Origin of the sequence: Flavobacterium frigidarium DSM 17623 (assembly GCF_000425505.1) — a bacterium.
Classification (GTDB): domain Bacteria; phylum Bacteroidota; class Bacteroidia; order Flavobacteriales; family Flavobacteriaceae; genus Flavobacterium; species Flavobacterium frigidarium.
This window is the reverse complement of the sequence record NZ_KE384393.1, coordinates 250,369-272,507: the sequence shown is the minus strand read 5'-3', so window position 1 is coordinate 272,507 and position 22,139 is coordinate 250,369. Positions and strand designations below refer to the sequence as shown.

21 protein-coding genes are annotated in these 22,139 nt (G+C 34.4%); 13 read left to right on the top strand and 8 right to left on the bottom strand.

What is annotated here, in order from left to right; all coding sequences use genetic code 11:
• Positions 1–123: 123 nt before the first annotated feature.
• Positions 124–1,542, top strand: a complete 1,419-nt coding sequence (locus H603_RS0115625; RefSeq protein WP_026709505.1) for an amidohydrolase family protein — start codon at positions 124–126, stop codon at positions 1,540–1,542.
• 84 nt (positions 1,543–1,626) lie between these two features.
• The gene (rlmH, locus tag H603_RS0115620; RefSeq protein WP_026709504.1) at positions 1,627–2,100 is read left to right on the top strand and encodes a 23S rRNA (pseudouridine(1915)-N(3))-methyltransferase RlmH; all 474 of its coding nucleotides are present in this window, start codon (positions 1,627–1,629) and stop codon (positions 2,098–2,100) included.
• 33 nt (positions 2,101–2,133) lie between these two features.
• Here rlmH and H603_RS0115615 read toward each other — a convergent pair whose 3' ends face one another.
• Both H603_RS0115615 and folP read right to left on the bottom strand, forming a co-directional pair.
• Positions 2,134–2,763 carry a hypothetical protein gene (locus H603_RS0115615; protein WP_026709503.1) on the bottom strand — a complete coding sequence of 210 codons (630 nt, stop codon included), beginning with the start codon at positions 2,761–2,763 and terminating at the stop codon, positions 2,134–2,136.
• Positions 2,753–3,589, bottom strand: a complete 837-nt coding sequence (gene folP / locus H603_RS0115610) for a dihydropteroate synthase (protein WP_026709502.1) — start codon at positions 3,587–3,589, stop codon at positions 2,753–2,755. Before folP ends, H603_RS0115615 begins: the two co-directional genes overlap by 11 nt.
• Positions 3,590–3,737: 148 nt before the next feature.
• Here folP and H603_RS0115605 point away from each other — a divergent pair, with 148 nt between their 5' ends.
• From H603_RS0115605 to H603_RS0115575, 7 genes are all read left to right on the top strand, one after another.
• Positions 3,738–4,280 (top strand): DUF1599 domain-containing protein, encoded by a 543-nt coding sequence (locus H603_RS0115605; RefSeq protein WP_026709501.1) that lies wholly within the window; start codon positions 3,738–3,740, stop codon positions 4,278–4,280.
• A gap of 13 nt (positions 4,281–4,293) precedes the next feature.
• The gene (locus H603_RS0115600; protein WP_026709500.1) at positions 4,294–5,394 is read left to right on the top strand and encodes a BT_3928 family protein; all 1,101 of its coding nucleotides are present in this window, start codon (positions 4,294–4,296) and stop codon (positions 5,392–5,394) included.
• A 47-nt stretch (positions 5,395–5,441) separates the two neighbouring features.
• Positions 5,442–6,518, top strand: a complete 1,077-nt coding sequence (locus tag H603_RS0115595; protein WP_026709499.1) for an ABC transporter permease — start codon at positions 5,442–5,444, stop codon at positions 6,516–6,518.
• Positions 6,519–6,729: 211 nt separating this feature from the next.
• On the top strand, positions 6,730–7,230 hold the full coding sequence (locus H603_RS0115590; protein ID WP_026709498.1) for a TlpA family protein disulfide reductase: 501 nt from the start codon (positions 6,730–6,732) through the stop codon (positions 7,228–7,230).
• Positions 7,231–7,273: 43 nt separating this feature from the next.
• The gene (gene tpiA / locus H603_RS0115585; protein ID WP_026709497.1) at positions 7,274–8,026 is read left to right on the top strand and encodes a triose-phosphate isomerase; all 753 of its coding nucleotides are present in this window, start codon (positions 7,274–7,276) and stop codon (positions 8,024–8,026) included.
• A 107-nt stretch (positions 8,027–8,133) separates the two neighbouring features.
• A complete protein-coding gene (prmA, locus tag H603_RS0115580; protein WP_026709496.1) occupies positions 8,134–8,994 on the top strand; it encodes a 50S ribosomal protein L11 methyltransferase in 861 nt (286 codons plus the stop codon).
• A gap of 36 nt (positions 8,995–9,030) precedes the next feature.
• Complete coding sequence (locus H603_RS0115575; RefSeq protein WP_026709495.1) at positions 9,031–9,306, top strand: ATP-dependent Clp protease adaptor ClpS; 276 nt, start codon at positions 9,031–9,033, stop codon at positions 9,304–9,306.
• Between the two features lie 100 nt (positions 9,307–9,406).
• On the opposite strand, the gene H603_RS0115570 is transcribed toward H603_RS0115575, so the two are convergent.
• Together H603_RS0115570 and H603_RS0115565 are read right to left on the bottom strand one after the other, a co-directional pair.
• A complete protein-coding gene (locus H603_RS0115570; RefSeq protein WP_026709494.1) occupies positions 9,407–9,820 on the bottom strand; it encodes a DUF6691 family protein in 414 nt (137 codons plus the stop codon).
• Between the two features lie 3 nt (positions 9,821–9,823).
• Entirely contained in the window at positions 9,824–10,381 is a 558-nt protein-coding gene (locus H603_RS0115565; protein ID WP_026709493.1) for a YeeE/YedE family protein, read from the bottom strand.
• Positions 10,382–10,574: 193 nt separating this feature from the next.
• Between H603_RS0115565 and H603_RS0115560 the strand changes: the two genes are divergently transcribed.
• The 4 genes from H603_RS0115560 (at position 10,575) to H603_RS0115545 (ending at position 14,221) form a co-directional block, all read left to right on the top strand.
• Positions 10,575–11,024 carry a hypothetical protein gene (locus tag H603_RS0115560; protein ID WP_026709492.1) on the top strand — a complete coding sequence of 150 codons (450 nt, stop codon included), beginning with the start codon at positions 10,575–10,577 and terminating at the stop codon, positions 11,022–11,024.
• A 177-nt stretch (positions 11,025–11,201) separates the two neighbouring features.
• Positions 11,202–12,020, top strand: coding sequence for a 3-deoxy-8-phosphooctulonate synthase (gene kdsA / locus H603_RS0115555; protein ID WP_026709491.1), 819 nt, complete (start codon positions 11,202–11,204; stop codon positions 12,018–12,020).
• A 17-nt stretch (positions 12,021–12,037) separates the two neighbouring features.
• Positions 12,038–12,919, top strand: coding sequence for a hypothetical protein (locus tag H603_RS0115550; RefSeq protein WP_051219367.1), 882 nt, complete (start codon positions 12,038–12,040; stop codon positions 12,917–12,919).
• 201 nt (positions 12,920–13,120) lie between these two features.
• Complete coding sequence (locus H603_RS0115545; RefSeq protein ID WP_051219365.1) at positions 13,121–14,221, top strand: sensor histidine kinase; 1,101 nt, start codon at positions 13,121–13,123, stop codon at positions 14,219–14,221.
• Between the two features lie 83 nt (positions 14,222–14,304).
• Here the strand turns inward: H603_RS0115545 and H603_RS0115540 are convergent, their stop codons facing one another.
• From H603_RS0115540 to bglX, 4 genes are all read right to left on the bottom strand, one after another.
• Entirely contained in the window at positions 14,305–15,684 is a 1,380-nt protein-coding gene (locus tag H603_RS0115540) for a M28 family peptidase (protein WP_026709488.1), read from the bottom strand.
• Between the two features lie 17 nt (positions 15,685–15,701).
• Positions 15,702–17,477, bottom strand: coding sequence for a discoidin domain-containing protein (locus H603_RS0115535; RefSeq protein WP_394359129.1), 1,776 nt, complete (start codon positions 17,475–17,477; stop codon positions 15,702–15,704).
• A 135-nt stretch (positions 17,478–17,612) separates the two neighbouring features.
• On the bottom strand, positions 17,613–19,712 hold the full coding sequence (locus H603_RS0115530; RefSeq protein WP_026709486.1) for a glycoside hydrolase family 97 protein: 2,100 nt from the start codon (positions 19,710–19,712) through the stop codon (positions 17,613–17,615).
• Between the two features lie 122 nt (positions 19,713–19,834).
• Entirely contained in the window at positions 19,835–22,138 is a 2,304-nt protein-coding gene (gene bglX, locus H603_RS0115525) for a beta-glucosidase BglX (RefSeq protein ID WP_026709485.1), read from the bottom strand.
• Position 22,139 lies beyond the last annotated feature (1 nt).

Sequence of the window (22,139 nt, the reverse complement as noted above, 5' to 3'; positions counted from 1 at the left end):
AGAATCTACTATCTTTGCTCAGTTTTAGAGTAAAATGTAAGCCATCATCAAAATGATTAAACTTCAAATCACTTAAAAGCTTACTAAAAAAAACACGCTCAATACCCACACTAAATTCAATTTATGAAAATATACATTACCCTAATAATTTCGGCTATAATAAACTTAAGCCAAGCTCAAAATGCAAACAGTTATTTCGAAAAAATTCGAGATAATGAAGCAGAATTAACAGCTTTCTTTTCCCAAATGCCAAAAGGAGGCGATTTACACCATCATTTTAGTGGTTCTATTTATGCCGAACCTATGCTAGAGGATGCTATTGCTGATGACTTTTATTTGAATACTAGCACGATGGAAGTATTAAAAGAAAAACCAGAAACCGGCAATTGGGAGCGTTTTTCTACTCTAAATAAAAAAGGTGAATTGTATGCCTACAAGCAAAAGATAATGGAGAAATGGTCTGCTAAGGATTATAATGGTGTGAGTTACCCTTCTGATAAACTGTTTTTTGAATCGTTTCAAAAGTTTAGTCCAACAATCCCAGGACATTTTGGAGAAGGATTATTAGAACTTAAAAATAGAGCTATCTCAGAAAATTTGAGTTACATAGAAACGCAACTATCAACAATTCCTGCCGACATTAGCACAAAAGATTTAGCTACATTTAATGCTCAATTGCGTGCAGCAGCAAGCAACAAAGACGAAAAAGCAGTAAAAAAATTATTAGAATCACTTTATAAAACATTTCAAAAAAGAGATGCTAAGAAGTTTGCTCAAGATTTCAATATTAATTTTGTTGCAAAAATGCACAATGATTTGAAAATTGATGATGACAAATTCACGATGCGTTATCAAAATTTTGTGCTGCGCTTTATGGAACCTGTAGACTTATTTAAAAACTTAGTTGTAGCTTTTATCTCTGCTGATAGCAGCGATTTAATGGCAGGTGTTAATATCGTCTCTCCAGAAGATGGAGACAATTCAATGAACGATTATTGGCTCCACATGGTGATGTTTAAATATTGTCACAGCATTTTTCCTGATGTTAAATATACGTTGCATGCTGGAGAATTAACTTTAGGTTTAGTGCAACCTGAGGATTTAACTTGGCATATTAACGATGCAATTTATGTCGCTGGAGCGAATAGAATAGGTCATGGAGTGGACATGGCTTATGAGAAAAATGCGTATTCTTTACTTCAATATATGGCTAAACAGCAAATTCCTATCGAAATAAATCTTGTTAGTAACGAATTCATCCTGCGAGTAAAAGAAAATCGTCATCCCATATCTTTGTACCGAGATTTTAATGTACCTATAGTTATTAGTACTGATGATGCGGGGATCTTACGTACCAATATGACAGAACAATATGTACTTTTAGCTAAGCGATATAAAGAAGTGTCATACAGTGAAATCAAACAGTATGTGTACAACAGCATCAATTTTAGTTTTATCAAAAACGAAAAAGTAAAGAAAGAGCTAGTACAAGATCTTGATAGAAGATTTGAAAAATTTGAAGCAAACTTCCCCTTAAAATAACCTAGTTTTTATAAAATAACGCCACTACTTTATTGAGTAGTACTTAGAAAATAATGGTCTCTAAGAATTCTAAAATTTCCCTTAATGAATATCAAATTAATTGCCATAGGTAAGACAGACAATAAAGCATTACAAACCTTAATCGATGATTATACAAAGAGGTTGTCTTTTTATGTAGAGTTTGATTTAGAAATCATTCCTGATATCAAGAATGTCAAAAATTTATCTGAAAGTCAACAGAAGGAAAAAGAGGGCGAACTTATTTTAGCCAAAATAACTCCTACCGATCAGCTAATTTTGCTAGATGAAAACGGGAAAAATTATTCTAGTGTTGGCTTCTCAGAGGAACTTCAAAAAAAGATGAACTCGGGTGTTAAAACTCTAGTTTTTGTAATCGGAGGTCCTTACGGATTTTCTGAAACGGTATATGCCAAAGCCAAAGGGAAGATATCACTTTCTCTAATGACCTTTTCTCACCAAATGGTTCGCCTATTCTTTATTGAGCAAGTATATCGCGGCTTTACAATTTTGAAAAACGAACCGTATCATCATCAGTAAATAGATACGGTAGTAACTTAAACATGAATCCTTTTAAAAAAGAAATTCCTTTGGGGTTTCATTTGTAAACGAATCTAATTCTCTAATAATAACTTTAGTTTGAAGGTATTGATCGAAAGTCATGTTCTTATCGAATGCTAAAATAATTTTTGGCGTCACAGCAAGATCTAAATTATTCAAGTACCCCATTATTAAATCCCTATCAAAAGTAGTATTATTACAAAGTACCAACTTAGATCCTTTCTTGAAATAGAAAATTAAATCGGCTTCCATAGGTTTATCAACTTCATAATAAACATGAGTAAACGGAATGAATGCCATGTTTTTACCAATACTATCAGCATAAGCGAAGTAATTGTCAGCTAATTCATTTTTATGTGCTTTTTCCTCTCTCTTTTTAGTTTGCAGCTTTGCAACTTCAGGAATGACTAATTTAAGAGGTAATCGCTTGTCTATATTTAAAATCCAGTTGGTTGAAATTATGCTATTTTTTCTATTTACTTCAACGATTGTATCATTCCCCTTAGTTTTAAAAAACATATAAATAGCGGAATGATCAGTCACATCACCTACAATGGTGTGATTTGATTTTGGTAATAAAACATCTTCTTTATTTCCACATGAAAATAAAACCAGACATAAAAAAACAATACTATACTTCATCTTTAAGATTTAAAATATTAAATAATTTCACAGCTTCTACTGCTTCTTTGACATCATGAACGCGTAATATCGCAGCTCCATTAGTTAATGCAATTGTGTTTAATACTGTAGTGCCATTTAGGGCGTCTTGTGCAGTAACTTTCAATGCTTTTTGAATCATTGATTTTCTAGAGATTCCAACTAAAATAGGTAGCTCAAGCGTTTGGTACAAATGTAACTTTTGAAGGATTTCATAATTTTGCTCCACAGTTTTTGCAAAACCGAATCCCGGATCAATAATCAAATCATTTATTCGCAGGCTTCTTGCTGTTGCAATGCGCTCTGCAAAATAAGAAATACTCTCTTTTACAACATCCTCGTAATGGGTCTCTTCTTGCATATTTTGAGGGGTTCCCCTCATATGCATCATGATGTAAGGTACATTATGTTTTGCTATGACTTCCATCATGCGGTTGTCTAAGTGAGAGGCTGATATGTCATTTATCAATGCAGCACCATGCTCTAAGCAGGTGGCTGCCACGGTACTCCTAAAAGTATCTATCGAAAGTAAAACATCTGGAAACCGCTTTACAATGGCTTGTACGATTGGAACAATTCGATTTAATTCTTCTTCTTCAGAAACGTTTTCAGCATTAGGCTTACTAGAATATGCACCTACATCTATAAACGTAGCTCCTTCGTCAAGCATTTTTTGAACTTGATCTAAAATGGAATTTTCTGTATTGTAACTACCTCCGTCAAAAAAGGAATCAGGAGTGATATTCAAGATTCCCATTACTTTGGGCGTAGACAAATCTATTAGTTTTCCTTTGCAATTTATCGTCATGACTATTTTGTTTGTTGTTGCTGGCCTATCGTTTACTTCATTATCGAACGCAAACCCCATAATCTAGTTAACTTTCGACTTTAAACTTCGGCCTTTTTTAAAATTAATCGCTATTTTTGAGCAAATTTTAGACAAATATACACCAATAATGAAGAATACTTCTCAAGAATATGATGCAGTGATCGCGATATGTCGTTCACTTTACAGCAATAAAATGACAGATTACGGAAGCGCATGGCGTATTTTAAGACTGCCATCATTGACAGATCAAATTTTCATTAAAGCACAACGCATTCGTAGTCTACAAGAGAACGAGGTTAGAAAAATTGATGAGGATGAAAAAGGAGAATTCATCGGGATTATTAATTATTCCATCATGGCTTTGATTCAATTAGAGTTGGGCGTTGTAGATCAGCCAGACTTAAATGTGGCAAGAGCAACTGAATTATATGATGCTAAAGTCAAAATTACAAAAGAATTAATGGAGGCTAAAAATCACGATTATGGTGAGGCTTGGCGTGAAATGAGGGTAAGTTCACTTACAGATTTGATTCTTCAAAAACTATTACGCGTGAAACAAATTGAGGATAATAAAGGAAAAACGATCGTCTCTGAAGGAATTGATGCCAATTACCAAGACATGATCAATTACTCCATCTTTGCATTAATATTAATGAACGCACACGCATAAATTTCGATTAATTATGAAAAATATCATTACTCAATTTTCTAGAATATTTGTTGGTTTACTATTTATAATTTCAGGTTTAATTAAATTGAACGATCCTGTTGGATTTTCATATAAATTAGCAGAATATTTTAGCGAACCCGTTTTTAACATGCCTTTTCTAGTGCCATTTTCTCTAGATCTAGCGCTTTTTCTAGTTATTATCGAAGTAGTTTTAGGAGTGATGTTACTTATTGGATACAAATCAAAATTCACTATTTGGAGTTTACTATTGATGATTGTATTTTTCACCTTCTTGACTTTTTACTCTGCATATTTTGACGTTGTAAAAGATTGTGGATGCTTTGGAGACGCTTTAAAATTAACACCTTGGCAATCATTTACAAAAGATGTGGTCCTGTTATTTTTCATTCTAATACTATTTTTCAACAAACATTTAGTGAAATCACTATTTGACAATAAAATACAAAATATTATTGCTTACGCGAGTATTGTTTTGTGCATGTTTATGGCTGTTTGGGTACTTAACCACTTGCCAATAATTGACTTTAGACCTTATGCTGTAGGAGAAAATATTCAAAAAGGAATGGAAATTCCTGAGGATGCACCTCAATCTGTTGTGGAAATGATATTTATTTACAATGTAAACGGTGTGAACACTGAATTCAAAGAAGATGATTTAATGGCGATACCTGAAGGAGCTGAATTTGTTGAGCGAAAAGACAACATTATTACAGAGGGTTACGTTCCCCCAATTCATGATTTTACTATGATGAAGGATGATTCTGATTATAAAGAAGAATTTTTACAAGAACCAAAATTACTAATGTTTGTAAGCTACGACTTGACTATTGCTGATGAAGCGGGTATGTTAAAACTTAAAAATTTAAATGATAAGGCTGTAGCCAAAGGATATAAAGTCGTAGGTATGACTAATTCATCACGAGAAGTAATCGAACAATCAAAGAAAAAATACGGACTCGATTTTGATTATTACACTTGTGACGCTATCGCTTTAAAAACAATCGAAAGAGCAAATCCAAGTATTGTTAAATTAGAAAAAGGAACGATCAAGCAAAAAGTACATTACAACGATATTAAAGATTTAGAACTTTAATTTAGTACATACTGAAGCTTTAAAATTATCACTAGAACCAACATTGAATGTTAAGATACTTTCTCAATAAATTAGGATATGCTTTGCTCACGCTATATGGAGTAATCACTGTTATCTTTTTCTTATTTAATGTTTTGCCAGGAGACCCAGCTAGAATGATGCTGGATCAAAATGAAAACTCTGACCAACTTGCTTTAATCAAAAAAAAGTACGGTTTTGATCAACCTTTAGCGACGCAATATTTGTATTATTTAAACGATCTCTCTCCTATCTCATTTCATAGTAATAGTCAGGAAGATTACACGTTTTTAAGTGAAGGCAAATATAATGCGACGTCATTGTTTACAATAGCAAATACTACCATAGTTATTAAAACGCCTAATTTAAGGGAAAGTTTCCAAAAAAGCGGGAAGAAAGTTTCTCAAATTATAGGTAACACTTTACCAAGTACCGCCATTCTAGCCTTGTTTGCTATAGTTATAGCTATCGTTTTTGGAGTGATTTTAGGTATTATTTCTGCTTTGTATAAAGACACATGGATTGATCGCCTAATCGCATTAATAAGTACATTAGGAATGAGTATTCCCTCATTTTTTAGCGCGATATTATTTGCATGGCTCTTTGGATTTGTACTGCAAAAATACACACACCTTAATATGACAGGGAGTTTGTATGAAGTAGACGACCTAGGAGAAGGAAGCTATATACAATGGAAAAATATTATTCTACCAGCTATTGTGCTTGGTATACGACCATTAGCGGTAGTTATTCAATTGATGCGTAATTCATTATTAGAAACTTTTGGTCAAGATTACATTAGAACTGCTAGAGCAAAAGGATTGTCTGAGTTCCAAATCATTCGCACCCATGCTTTAAAAAATTCATTAAACCCTGTTGTAACGGCGATTTCGGGATGGTTTGCATCGATGCTTGCAGGAGCCGTTTTTGTCGAATACATTTTTGGATGGAACGGCTTAGGGAAAGAAATTGTAGAAGCGCTGAACAATCTAGACCTTCCTGTAATTATGGGATCAGTATTAGTGATCTCGACAACATTTGTTGTAATCAATATTTTGGTCGATATCATTTATGCGTATTTAGACCCAAAAATCCGTTTGTCTTAAGCGGATTTCCTTTTTTAAGTTGGCTAAATTTATATTAGAAACTAGTAATACTATCCTAAGTCTTTATTTTATAATAACACTATTACGTTTTCATTTTGCTTTTTTCGCATCACAATGAGCTTTTTTGCGAATATAAATAGCGAAAATCAAAAAAAATCAAACTTTGATTACCAATCAAATTGTTTCCTTAACTTTGTTAAAAATAAATTTTATGAAAAAAATTATAGCTTTACTCGTAGCTTTTGTAGCGATATCGTGCAATGACTCAAAAGCACAGCAAACTTCTTTTTCTAAAGAAGCTTTAAAAGAAACCTTGGCAAATACGCAAGATCAGCAAATTGCTTTTCAAGACATATTAAAAAAACACGAAGGTAAAACAGTAGTAATTGAAGTTTGGGCTTCTTGGTGCGGAGATTGTATCAAAGCAATGCCAAAACTAAAAGAGTTACAAGCAACTCATCCTGATGTGGATTATGTTTTTATCTCTATGGATAAAACAGCTGACAAATGGAAAGCAGGAATCGAAAAACATGATTTGAAAGGAGACCATTATATGGCAAATGACCAAATGAAAGGTGTATTTGCTAATGCAATTGACTTAGATTGGATTCCGAGATATATTGTTGTTGATAAGACTGGAAAAATTGCACTTTACAGAGCAATAGAAACTGATTTTGACAAAATCAATGCTACACTTGCTAGCTTAAAATAAAAAAGGAACTAAAAACGAATACCCACCATATAATTAAACTAAAATGAGAAAGAAAATTGTAGCAGGAAACTGGAAAATGCATAAAAATTCAGAACAAACTGAAGACCTTTTAAATGACTTGATCGCTAAAATACCCACAGATTCTGAGACGCAAATCATTGTTGCTCCTACATTTGTAAACTTAGCTTCAGCTGTAGATCATTTAGAGTTTATTAATATTGATGTTGCTGCTCAAAACATGCATCAAGCAGAAAGCGGTGCTTTTACAGGAGAAATCTCTGCTGATATGTTGAAGAGTATTGGAGTAAACACGGTAATCTTAGGACACTCTGAGCGTAGAGCAATCTTTAACGAAACAGATGCTTTGATTGCAAGTAAAGTAGATACTGCATTGACTCATGAGATGACGGTTATCTTTTGTTTTGGAGAAGAATTAAAAGATAGACAAGAAAAGCAACATTTTAATGTCGTAGAAAACCAATTGAAAGATGGTCTATACCACATTAATGAAGCAGCTTGGAAAAATATTGTTTTGGCTTATGAGCCAGTTTGGGCTATTGGAACGGGAGAAACTGCTTCGCCAGAACAAGCGCAAGAAATGCACGAATTTATTAGAGAGAACATTCGTAAAAACTTTGGTGCAACAATCGCTGACGAAGTAAGTATTTTATATGGTGGTAGTGTAAAACCAGAAAATGCAAACGAAATCTTCTCTAAGCCAGATGTTGATGGAGGTCTAATAGGTGGTGCAGCATTAAAAGCAGATGATTTTATAGCAATTGTAAATGCTATCTAAATAAAAAAACAACACTTTATTTCAAAAGCGATAATTCATTTTATCGCTTTTTTTATTTTTATAATATTCCATTAAACAGAAATGCTACCTTTGCAAAAAAATTAGACATGTCAAACATATACATAGGATACCATTTTAACATCCAACCAAAAGATGCTTCCAATAAAGAACAAGCATTGCAAATTGCGTCAGAAATTTTAATTGCAGAATTAGGAGAGATGGCTTTTGAAAGCTTTACAGAAACTGAAACCGGTGTTTCGGCATTTGTACAAAAAGATTTATGGGACGATAAAATAGTAGAAGATATCCAAATTTTAAAGTCAGAGGAATTTACTATCGAATACACTTTTGAAGAAATTGATCAAGTCAACTGGAATGAAGAATGGGAAAAAAACTTCGAACCTATTGATGTAGACGGAAATTGTCATGTACGTGCCCCTTTTCACCCAAAAACTGAGGCAGAATTTGATATTGTGATCGAACCCAAAATGAGTTTTGGAACTGGTCACCATGAAACAACACACATGATGATTCAGCATTTATTAGAAATGGATGTTAAAGGTTTAAAAACCCTTGATATGGGATGTGGAACCGCCATTCTTGCCATTCTTGCTGAGATGAAGGGAGCACAACCTATTGATGCTATCGATATTGATAACTGGTGTTACTTAAATTCTATTGAAAATGCCGAACGTAATAATTGTGAGCACATCACAGTTTATGAAGGTGAGGCGGCTTTACTAAAAGACAAAAAATACGACTTAATTATTGCAAACATTAATAGAAATATTTTATTGAATGACATGCAAGCCTATGTTGATTGTCTAAACCCTGAAGGAACCCTATTGTTAAGCGGTTTCTACGAAGAAGATATTCCTGTTATCGATGCCTCGTGTACAGAAAAAGGATTAACTTATGTTAAAAAATTTCAAAGAAACAACTGGGTTTCATTAAAATACGTAAATTAGTATAATAAATAAATTACGAAATCAAAACGTACAAAAATGAGTACTAAAGAAAAAGTAAGAGAAAAAGTAAGCAGAAAAGAAGCTCCTACGGCCAACAATGAAATAATTGTTTATAATGACGATGTCAATACTTTTGACCACGTGATAGAAACGTTAATTCGCGTTTGTGAGCACACACCAGAACAAGCAGAACAGTGTTCGTTAATTGTTCATTACAACGGTAAGTGCACTGTTAAAACAGGACCACTAGATAAATTAAAGCCACAATGCACTCGTTTATTAGAAGCAGGAATTAGCGCTGAAATAATTTAAATAAAGTAACAGCCTTGATAATAATTTTTATCGAAAGCAAAATACGAAAAAAGCATCTCAATTGAGATGCTTTTTTCATGTGTTACAGTAGCCAACTTAGTTAATGTGGTAGCTTATTTTTGAATACACCGTAAAGGTACGTCCCTAAAAGTGCGCCAAATAACACAATGAATATGCTCCAAAAACCAGCTCCAATAAGAATATAAATAGGTCCAGGACAAGCACCTACAAGTGCCCAACCCAATCCAAATATAATCCCTCCTATCCAGTAACGGCTATTACTATTTTCTTTGTCTGCAATTACAATCGGTTGACCGTCGATATCCTTTATATTTTTTCTTTTGATAATTTGAATACCAATCACTCCAGTTATTATCGCTGTAGTAATAATACCATACATATGGAACGATTGAAATTGAAACATTTCATAAATGCGGTACCAAGAGACCGCTTCCGACTTAGTTAATACGATTCCGAATATGAAACCAACTAATAAAAATTTAAGTACTTTCATATTTTAAAAAATTAAGGGAAAAATTAGATATGCCATGATTAGTCCACCAATGAAAAAACCAATCACAGCTTTTAGTGACGGTATTTGCAAATTACTCAAGCCAGAAATAGCATGTCCAGAAGTACATCCTCCTGCATAGCGCGTGCCAAAACCAATAAGCAAACCTCCAATTAACAAAATTGCAATTCCTTTTATAGAAGTAAATACTTCATTGCCAAAGAGCGCTTGTGGAGCTAATTTACCGTTTGGTGCATCGATACCATAAGTTGCCAATTGTTCGATCGTTTTTGGATTTATTGTTACATTTGATGGATCACTCATGAAATTTACAGCAACAAAGCCACCAAGCATTGCTCCTAAAACTACAACTAGGTTCCAGCGTTGCGCTTTCCAGTCAAAATCAAAAAAAGCAGTGCGCTTCCCTGCTCCCATAATGGTACACATTGATCTCAAGTTTGATGACATCCCAAAAGACTTACCAAAGTAAATCAACGAAAGCATAATGAGGCCAATTATAAAACCTGACACATACCATGGCCAGGTGTAAAAAAGTATATTCATGATAATTATTTTTTTTTTACAAAGATAGGATAGTTATATTTTTCTGAATGTGAGAAATGTTACATTTAATACTTTCGATTAAAATTTTAATTTAAAAATACTTTCTTATGTAGATTTTAAAGTTCTCATTATCTTTGTTTTCGAATAAAATCAGTACACGTTAAAATTCGTGATATTTAAAAAATAATTTTCGATGCAAAAAATCTTTTTACTATTATTGGTTACACTTCTATCAGTCTCATGCGTGAGTACAAAATCAACCTTAAAAAATGTAGATGATAACGCTCCTATCCCACTCCTTACTGTAGATAATACTTTTGTAATTAAAGAGTTCAGCACAGATAAGCGATACGGATATGATAAAGATTATCCGGTCAATGTTTTCTATTATACTACTAGAAACGAAACGATCAATCAAGAGCGCTATTTAAATGCATTAGCAGGACCAAAAGGTCAAAAAATAAGCTTTAAAAAATTAGAAAGCTGTTGTCCCTTCCCTTCAAAAAGAAGCGAAATGGGAGCTGGATTCTTGGATGTATATGAAGTAACTTGGGAAGGTTTGAAAACACCTGTTATTCTATATATGAATATTTATGAAAAAGGATACCTCAAAGTACCGGTTGGTTTTGGCCTTAAAAAATAGAATGAAATAACGTATATGTGTAAAGTAAAAATTTCTTTTTTTCGAACTTCTATTATTTTCGAAAAATAAATCGATATAGCTCCATTTTTGCCTGCTGCCCATGCTATAAAAAAAGTTAATTTGTGAAGGCTAACTCCTAAATCATGGTTACCTTTGCAGCTTTAAAAACATTACTTTATGAACATACAAAATATACCACAAATTAAGCACACAGATAGCGGAAACTTTTTCTTGCTAGCTGGTCCATGTGCTATTGAGGGAGAAGAAATGGCATTAAGAATTGCTGAAAAACTTGTTGGAATCACTGATAAGTTAGCTATTCCTTACGTATTTAAAGGCTCTTTCAAGAAAGCAAATCGTTCAAGAATTGATAGTTTCTCTGGAATAGGTGATGAGAAAGCGTTAAAAATCCTTAGAAAAGTTTCTGAAACTTTTGGAGTACCTACAGTTACAGACATTCACACAAATGAAGACGCTGCAATGGCTGCTGAATATGTAGATATATTACAAATCCCTGCTTTTTTAGTAAGACAAACAGATTTAGTTATGGCTGCTGCCAACACTGGAAAAGTTGTCAACCTTAAAAAGGGACAGTTTATGAGTCCTGAAAGCATGAAACACGCTGTGCAAAAGGTTTTAGATTGCAACAATCAAAATGTGATGGCTACTGATCGTGGAACTATGTTTGGTTATCAAGATATGATTGTTGATTACAGAGGAATCCCTACAATGCAGCAATTTGCAACTACCGTTCTAGACGTGACACACTCATTACAACAACCTAATCAAACAGCGGGTGTAACTGGTGGAAGACCTGATATGATTGAAACTGTTGCAAAAGCTGGAATTGCTGTTGGTGTTGACGGAATCTTCATTGAAACACATTTTGATCCTGCTAACGCAAAAAGTGATGGGGCAAACATGCTGCACCTTGACTACTTTGAAGCGCTAATGACAAAATTAGTAGCGATCAGACAAACAATAAATAAATTTTAATTTTTACAATACGTTCATTGAAAAAGATATTTTTATACAGTGCTTTTATAGCGCTTGTATGTACGACTGCGGTAAGCGCACAAGAAGAAATTAAAGTCCAAGAGAAATACACGGCTCATAACAAAGGAAAATTCTTTGTGTCATGGGGTGGAAATAGAGAAAGCTACACTAAATCTGACGTTAATTTTAAAGGAAAAGATTACGATTTTACAGTAGATAATATGACTGCACATGACAAACCAAAAGGTTGGCATGTTGATTATATTAATCCTGCAAATATGACAATTCCTCAAACCAATTTTAGAATGGGGTATTTTATTAATGATCACTACAGTGTTGCGATTGGTTGGGATCACATGAAATATGTGATGACACAAGACCAAACGGCTAACGTAACAGGAAGTATTAATTTACCCGCTGGAGCGCCTGGAGCTATTTACAACGGAGTATATAACAATACGCCTGTTGATTTTGCTCAAGGAACAGAAGAAAATGGTATACCATTCTTGACTTATGAGCACACTGACGGATTAAATTACATCAATACTGAGGTTTCTAGACATGATGATATTTCATCACTGTTTAAAATTGGAAATACTGATAAAATTCAAGTTAACCTTACTGAAGGTGTTGGTGTAGGATTATTATATCCTAAAACAAATACTACTTTATTGGGCAAAGAACGTCATGATGATTTTCATGTATCAGGTTATGGAGCATCTGTAAAAGCAGGTTTAAACATTACGTTTTTTAAACACTTTTACATTCAAGGAGAGTTAAAAGGAGGTTACATTAATATGCAAGATATTCGCACCACGCAAAGTGCAGATGATAGCGCTTCACAAGATTTTTTCTTTCTGCAAAGACTTATTGCCTTTGGAGGAATATTTAGAATATAATTAATTTACTACCTATTACCTTAAAGGGATTGTTTTACAGCAATCCCTTTTTTTAAGAAATTAAAAAGCAATTCTTACTATTTTATACTTTATGTACTATCAAATATAGTTTTTAGACTAAATTACATGTTTCCAGTTTTTTATACATAAATTAGTAGTATCACAATAAAGGTCCCCAACGATTTAAAACCTAGATTCTAAATGATTAGAGCCAATCAGCAAATAACAAATACAGCAATTGATAGCTTTACCAAATTTGAAAAGTTTTTCGATTTATCTGCAGATATATTGTGTGTGGCTGGTTATGATGGTTATTTTAAAAGAGTCAATCCTGCAGTTTCTAAATTATTAGGCTACAGCCAAGAAGAATTAATGGCGCGTCCCATAAATGATTTTGTGATTCAGGAGGATAAGAAGGCAACAAATGTTGCTAGAGATGATCTAAGAAAGAGGATTCCACTTTTTAATTTCGAAAATAGATATCTTACAAAAGATGGTGCTGTCGTTTGGTTGCTATGGACTTCGCTTCCAGTTGAAGATGATAAGCAAGTTTTTGCAATAGCTAAAAACATTACTCATATTAAAGAACTAGAAAGAGAGCGCAACCAAAACTTAGCCGATCTAATTAAGATTAATCAAAACTTTAAAAAGTTAACCTATACGGCAACACATGATTTAAGATCACCAGTCAATAACTTACTTAGTATTTTTGAACTACTAGATACAACTACTGTAAGTGATCCTGATACATTAGAGTACATTCAATTAATAGAAATGACAGCGCTTAATTTAAAAGAAACGCTAAATGGATATGTTACACTATTAGATGAAAATAACGAATTAAATGAGCATCTCGAACAAATTAATCTTGAAACAACATTGCTAGAAGTAATCACTTCAATTAATGCTTTGATCGAAAATTCACAAGCTAAGATCGATAGTGATTTCAACGCTTTACAAGATATCAAGTTTAACAGAGCCAATTTAAAAAGCATTTTCCTGAATTTAATCACCAATGCAATAAAGTATTCAAAAATGGATTATCTGCCAGAGATAAGTATTTCCTCAAGAGTTATCGATACTAAAAAGCAACTAATCATCACTGACAATGGAATAGGCTTTGACATGGAAAATGTGAAAGACAAGATATTTGGTTTACATCAAAAATTTCATGACCATGCCGACAGTAAAGGAATAGGGCTATACTTGGTGCACAACCACATAACCAGTTTGGGCGGTACAATCACAGTAGATAGTAAAATAAACCGTGGCACAACATTTACAATAACTTTTAAAGATTGATAGTTTTTTTAGTTCCAAAAAACAAATAGCCCCAATAGTCAAACTATTGGGGCTATTTTAATTATTATTTTTGAATCTATTCTTTATTTTAAAATTCCTCTTTGATCCATTAAGTACATCAAGGAAGCCATCGTTCCTGTACCTAATTCTAGTTCTCTTTTATCTACTGCATCAAATTTATCGTTTGCGGCATGGTGGTAATCAAAATAACGTTGTGAATCAGGTTTTAAACCAGCTTTAACGATATTTTTAGAAGTTAATGGTCCAATGTCTGAGCCACTATGGCCTTCAACAAAACTATGAATTAAATAAGGTTCGAATAACGTATTAAATCCTGCAATTTGGTCAAAATTCGCTTTATTACATTCTAACGAAAACCCTCTTGGACTAAATCCTCCTGAATCACTTTCTAAAGCAAAAATATGGTTTTCATTGTTTTTTAAAGATAGCTCTTCGTATTTTTGACCTCCTCGTAAACCGTTCTCTTCATTCATGAAAAGAACCACTCTAATCGTATTTTTTGGTTTGTACCCTATATTTTTAAAAATATTAGCCACATCCATACTTTGCACTACTCCTGCTCCATCATCATGTGATCCATCTGCAAGATCCCATGAATCAAGATGTCCGCCTACAACCATAATATTTTCTGGCGTTACTGAACCTTTAATTTCTCCCACTACGTTATACGAAAGTACGTCTTCAAACTGCTCGCAAGACTGCTTGAAGTAGAAATTCAACTTTGGATTCTTTTTTAAAGTTTTACTTAACAACTCTGCACCATTAGTACTAATCGCGGCAGTAGGTATGTATTTTGACTTAGGTAAGTCGCCATAGCTTTGAGTCCCTGTGTGTGGAAAATCATCTAATCTTAGATTTAGCGAACGCACAATAGTTCCCACTGCGCCAAGTTCTGCTGCTTTTTGTGCACCAGCATAACGTTGATCTACAGCTCCTGAATACGCATGAAACGATTCAATTTGTTCATTATCCATCGGTCTGTTAAAAAAGACAATCTTACCCTTCACTTTCGTTGCTCCTAGTGCTGCTAATTCTTCAAAATTCTGAACTTCTATAACCTCTGCAGTTAGACCATTTTTGGCTGTAGCTACTGAACCTCCCAATGCGCAAATAGGTACTACAGTTTTTGTTTTATTATCTAAAATATAGGCCGTTTCTTTTTCGCCTCGTACCCATTTAGGCACCATTACTTCCTGCAAGTACACTTTATCAAAACCTAATTTTTCCATTTCAGCTTTGGTGTATTGCACCGCTTTCTCAGCATTTGCAGAACCTGATAAACGCGCTCCAATATCATTCGATAAATGATCTAACCATGTGTATGATTTCGAGTTGGTTAATGCTTGTTTGTAAATTTCTTTTAATACTTGCTCGTCAGTTTTTTGAGCAAAAAGCGAACTAGTTCCTAAAAGAAATAATGCTACTACCGTTATTTTTTTCATTGGTTATATAATTTAGTTTATTCTGATTTTATAATTGCCGTTCGGGCTCCGATACCATTATTATTGAATGCTTCTATTTGGAAATAATAAGCATCGGACCTGTCTAATCCATTAAAATAATATTCGTTTTTCCCGTAAACCATGATTGCACCGTACATTTTATCTGGAGATTTACCAAAGTAAATAACGTAGCCGTCAGCAGAGGGTTCCTGTTGCCATTTAAACCAAACATTGCGGCGTTCTCCTTTCACTTTTGGTGCAGAACGTAAAGGAACAAAATTATTTACAGATTTCGGAATTTCGCCATTCCCTTTTCCAAAAGCTCTAAAACCAGACAAAGCAAATTTACCAGTTGGCATTCCCATATTTACAATTTTTAAATAACGTGCTTGAGCTGGCTTTTTTAATTCGATATAATCATGAGGAACATCCTTGCCATTCTGACTTTTATCAATAAGTACTTTCCAATCTTTGTTATTATCTGATGCGTATATAATGTACTTGTGACCAACAGTTGTTTCTGGTTTTCCCATTACAGTAACGTCTTGATCAGCAAAGTTGATTTGTATTGCATTAATGGTACTTTTTTCACCCAAATCAGTAGAAAGCCACTCGCCTTTGTCAGCACTTTTTGCCGACCAGTAGGTTTTGATATCTTCATTCACCGCATTATTAGCTTGAAAACCTCCAAGCGTTGAAGAAACTTGGACTGATTTGTTATAGTTCAACAACATCCAGCCCGTGAAGTTTTCATCTAGATGATTCTTCTTCTCTGATGGCAAATAGGTCGGGTAATCTCCGTATGCCGTATTCGAATACAATATATCATCTTTGTCAAAGCCAGCAGGCCAGATTCCGATGCGTCTTTCAAAATTATTTTTTGTTCCAATAACAATCGTCGAAACATGCCAGTAATCTTCATTACTATCTTGGTAAGTTGCACCATGTCCCGCCCCCCTAGCAAAACCGCCTGGTTTATAAGAGAATGGATTGTGAGATTGATATGTAAAAGGTCCTAGTGGTTTGTCACCAACATATACGCCGTCTCCATAACCGCTAAACTCTGTTCCAGGTCCGCCATATTGTAAATAATATTTATTATTGTATTTGGTCATGAATGCACCTTCCATAAAAGGTTGCATGAAGGTGTTGTCGTTGTTTTCACCAAAGCGTTCCCAGCCATGTTCATCATCGTTCAATGCAATTAAAGGCACAGCTTCTCCCTCGGGTTGAAAAGTTTTTCTATTCAATTTCACACCGTATAATGGATACACATTACTCGAACCGTAGTATTCATAAAGTTCGTCCTTATCTTCATCCCAAAAAATAGCTGGATCCCAAGCTGCCGCTTCAGATTTATGAACTAATTCTTTCCAATCGTCTGTCGATGGATTTTTACTCATCCAGATTGGAAATTCCTTCCCATGTGTCGAACCTACAACGAGCAAAGTGTCATTGACAAATGAAAGCGATGGTGCACATAGTTCGTCATAGACATCGTGCTCTGGTCTCAGGAATTTTCGAGAAATAAATTTCCAATCAGACATGTCTTTACTGTGCCAATACCCCCATTGATTGGTTGAAAAAAGATAGTATTCCCCTTTAAAATAGGTAATCACAGGATCTGCTGTAGCCCTGTGTTTTCCTTGAGTAACAAAATCTGGAATGGGACAATAGCCATAATCTAGATTTATGGGATTACAATACGTTTTGTTTTGTGCAGTTGCCTCAGTTAAGATAAAACTCAGGCCGATCATTAATAAACTGCTAATCATTTTATTTTTATACATCATCGTTATAATTTAATGTTTGTTTATTCGATATAAAAAAAGCCTGCAAGAACACGCGAACTTGCAGGCTTTTAAGGCTATTTTTCGAAAATTATTCTAAGCCGTACATTTTGCATTACTTTAGAAAATTTTCAATTATTAGTCTATAAGTTGGAAACTAATTGCTGTTCCTCCTCCTGCTGCCAAATTTAATTTTAGTTTCGATTTGCTTGTAACTGTAAGTGTAGAGATTTTATAAGCGATTGGATTCGCTTTCCAGTCAGCGTCTTTTGCATCAGCGTAAATAGTCGCTTTATATTTTTTTCCTTTCGTCAGAAAATCCAAATTAATAGTGGTATTTCTAGCATTTTCATCTGTGATTGCGCCTAGGAACCAGTCTTCAGATCCTTTTGCTTTTCTAACGACTGTTAAATAATCTCCGGGTTCTGCTTCTAGATATTTACTATCGTCCCAATCAACAGCAACGTCTTTTATAAATTGAAAGGCATCGCTATATTTCTCGTAATTTTCAGGTAAATCAGCTGCCATTTGCAACGGAGAATACATTGTAACGTACAATGCCAATTGTTTGGCTAAAGTAGTATGTACTTGCTCAGTTTTCGATTTATCGTAATGACTCATTTTTATTTCGAATATTCCCGGAGTGTAATCCATAGGGCCACCTAATAAGCGAGTAAATGGTAAAATAGTTTCGTGCATAGGTGCATTACCATTACTCCAAGCATTAAATTCATTTCCACGAGCAGCTTCTGCGGCAATAAAATTGGGATAGGTTCTGCTATAGCCTGTAGGTCTAGTCGACTCATGAGAATTGACCATTAACTTGTAATCTGCTGCGCGTCTTGCAACAAAATTAAAGTGATTCACCATGCTTTGTCCGTCATGGAATTCACCACGAGGGATAATTTTCCCTACGTATCCTGTTTTGGTTGCTGGATAACCGTATTTCACCATATTTTCGAAATTTCGATCTAAATGACGTTCAAAATTAGATACTGATCCTGAAGTTTCATTGTGCATGATCATTTTTACATTTTTTGATTTTGCGTAAGCAGAAACTGCGGCAATATCAAAGTCAGGATACGGACTAACAAAGTCAAAAACTTCTTCTTTCCAGTTTCCAAACCAGTCTTCCCAACCTACATTCCATCCCTCTACTAGTACACCATCAAAACCATGTTTAGCAGCAAAATCAATGTATCTCTTTGTATTTTCAGTGGTTGCTCCGTGTTTTCCTGACGGAATCAAATCTTGTGTTAATGAGTTTTGAGCATTTTGCGAACCAGCAAAATCCCAAGTTGATTTCCCTACGTGCATTTCCCACCAGATTCCAACATATTTCATCGGTTTGATCCATGATGTATCTTCGATTTTTGAAGGGTCGTTCAAGTTCAAAATCATCTTAGAACCTACTATATCTCTGGCATCATCACTAATCATTATTGTCCTCCAGGGCGATACGCATGGCGCTTGTAAATAGGCTTTATCACCTATTGCATTGGGAACCAACTGCGCTGTAAAATCAAAATTCTTCACATCAACATTAAGATGCATCACCGGATAATTAACGACCGCCGCTTCAAAAATATTTACATACAAACCATCATCTGATTTCATCATTAACGGCGATTGTACAATATATTTTCCGGGAATCGATTTGACACCAATTCCGTTGTTCATATCTATTTTCGAATTATCAATCTCTGATAACTTGGTTTCGTTGTACTCGTATTCATTACTATCAAAATCACCAGGAAGCCAGAATGCTTTGTAGTTTTCAGTTAAGTTGAATTGCGAAACTTCAGCAGAAATGATAAAATAGTTCAGTTCTTTCTGTTTTGGAAAATCATATCTAAAGGCAACTCCCTCATCAAAAACTCTGAAGAAAATAGTCATTTTGATATTTGATTCTTTCTGTATCAAAGATACTTTTAGTTCGTTGTAATGATTTACAATACTAGCTTGTTCCCCAAGCACGGGTTTCCAACTTTCATTGAAGCTAGAATTCTCCACTTTTTCAATTGTAAAGTCAGTAGTAAGCGCCGCTTTATCTTTCAAAGTAAATCCCATCGCGCTCTTTTCAACCACCGTGTTCTTGTTGTATTTTACAGAATAGGTAGGCTGGCCAGTAGCACTAAGTTTAAAATTGACCTCAATTTTTTTTGAAGGAGATACGGCAGTTTGCGCCCCTATATAACTCGAAGAAAAAAGCACTAAGGCTACTAATAAATGTTTCATATTTCTAAGTATTTGTTTGCTGTTGCTAAAGTAAAGATTCTAAATTCGATTAAGATATTGCAGTTATAAAAAACCCTTCGGAGACTAGGCCGAAGGGTAACAAAGTTGCAATAAAAACCAAATTATTTATCCAAAAGGAAGTCAACTTTATTTGCTGCATCTGAATTAGTTCCAATAAACACTTCAAATTGGCCAGCTTCAGCATCGTAGTTCAAGTCTGAATTATAGAATTTTAAATCTTCAATTGTGATTTCGAAAGTAACTGTTTGCTTTTCTCCTTTTTTCAAGAATATTTTTTGGAAACCTTTTAATTCTTTCACAGGTCGCGTTACAGATCCTACAACATCTCTAATGTATAATTGAACAATTTCTTTACCGTCATAATTTCCTGTATTACTAACCTCTACGCTCGCTTTGATAGTTTGGTTAGCTGTCATTTTAGTATTTGACAATTTTAAATTAGCATACTCAAAAGAGGTATAACTCAATCCAAAACCGAAAGGGAATAATGGTTCGTTTCTCTCATCGATGTAGTTTGATTTGAATTTTTCAAACTTTCCTTCTGAGTTTCCTAATGGTCTACCAGTATTTTTTTGATTGTAATAAATAGGCACCTGCCCTACACTTCTAGGAAAAGTTGTCGTCAATTTTCCTGACGGATTCACATCTCCAAACAATACATCAGCAATTGCCGTTCCCGCTTCACTACCTGCAAACCAAACATCTAGTATTGCTGGTACATTTTCTTTTTCATAATTTAGAACTAATGGACGTCCGTTAAAAAGAACTAACACAACTGGCTTTCCTGTTTTAAGAAGCGCCGCTAATAGATCTTGTTGTGCTTGCGGAATTTTTAAGTTGGTTCTACTGCTACTTTCTCCACTCAACTCAGCCGATTCACCAAGAGCAGCAACAATTACATCTGCTTTTTCAGCTGTTTTTAAAGCTTCGGCTAATAATTCTTCCTTAGTTCTGTCGTCTCTGTGTAGCGTTTTACCAAACATTGTTGCTTTTTCTTCAAAGGCAGCGTCATAGTCTAAATTGCTTCCTTTAGCATATAAAATAGAAGCTGCATTTTTTGAAACTTCTTTAATTCCAGCTAACAAAGAAATTGATTTCTCCATGTTTGTTGCTACGCTCCAAGTTCCTGCCATATTTTCTTTGGCATCAGCCAAGGGTCCGATAACGGCAATAGTTGCAGTCTTTTTTAAAGGCAATAATTGGTTTTCATTTTTCAATAACACTAATGATTGTGCTGCTATATTTCTAGCTTCAGTACGATTTGATTTTGTGAAAATTTCGTTTTTAGCACGACTCACATCACAATATTTATAAGGATCTTCAAATAACCCTAAGTCATATTTAGCATTCAAAATAAGGCGCACTGCATTATCTATTTGCTCTATAGTTACTTTTTTCTCGTCAAGTGATTTTTTCAAAGTAGTAAGAAAACCTTCCCCTACCATGTCCATTTCGATTCCTGCATTTAATGCCAAAGCTGATACCGTTTGTAAATCACCCATTCCGTGTGCGATCATTTCAGGAATTCCTGTATAATCAGTCACCACAAAGCCTTTAAAACCCCATTGATTTCTAAGCACATCAGTCATCAACCATTTGTTTCCTGTAGCTGGAATTCCGTCTACTTCATTAAACGAAGCCATCACAGACCCTGCTCCAGCGTCAATTGCCGCTTTGTAAGGAGGGAAATAGTCATTATACATTTTGATTCTACTCATATCAACAGTGTTGTAATCACGTCCTGCTTCAGGAGCTCCATACAATGCAAAATGCTTTACACATGAAAGAATAGAGTTGTTATTAGAAAGATTGTCTTGTTGGTACCCATTCACCATTGCTTTTGCAATTTGACTACCCAAATAAGCATCTTCACCTGAACCTTCAGAAACACGTCCCCAACGAGGATCACGAGAGATATCAACCATAGGTGAAAATGTCCAATTGATTCCGTCAGCACTTGCTTCCTGAGCAGCAATTTGAGCTGTTCTTTCGATTAAAGGCATGTCCCAACTACATGACAATCCTAGCGGAATAGGAAAAGTAGTTTCGTAACCGTGAATCACATCCATACCAAAAAGTAACGGGATTTTTAAACGGCTTTTTTCTACTGCGATCTTTTGAACTTCCTTAATTTTTTGAACAGATTTGATATTAAATAGTCCGCCTACTTTACCGTCTTCAATTTTTTTAGCAACATCTGAGCTTTCGCTTCCAGCTCCAGTAGTAATATCTCCTGATGTAGGTAAATTCAACTGACCTATCTTTTCATCAATAGTCATTTTGGCCATTAAATCAGACACAAATTCTGCCTTAGGTTTTATCTTAACTGTTTTTTTCGAACTCTTTTTTTGGCTGTAGCCAAATGCCGAAAAGCACAGTAAAGCCACAATTAATTTATTATTCATT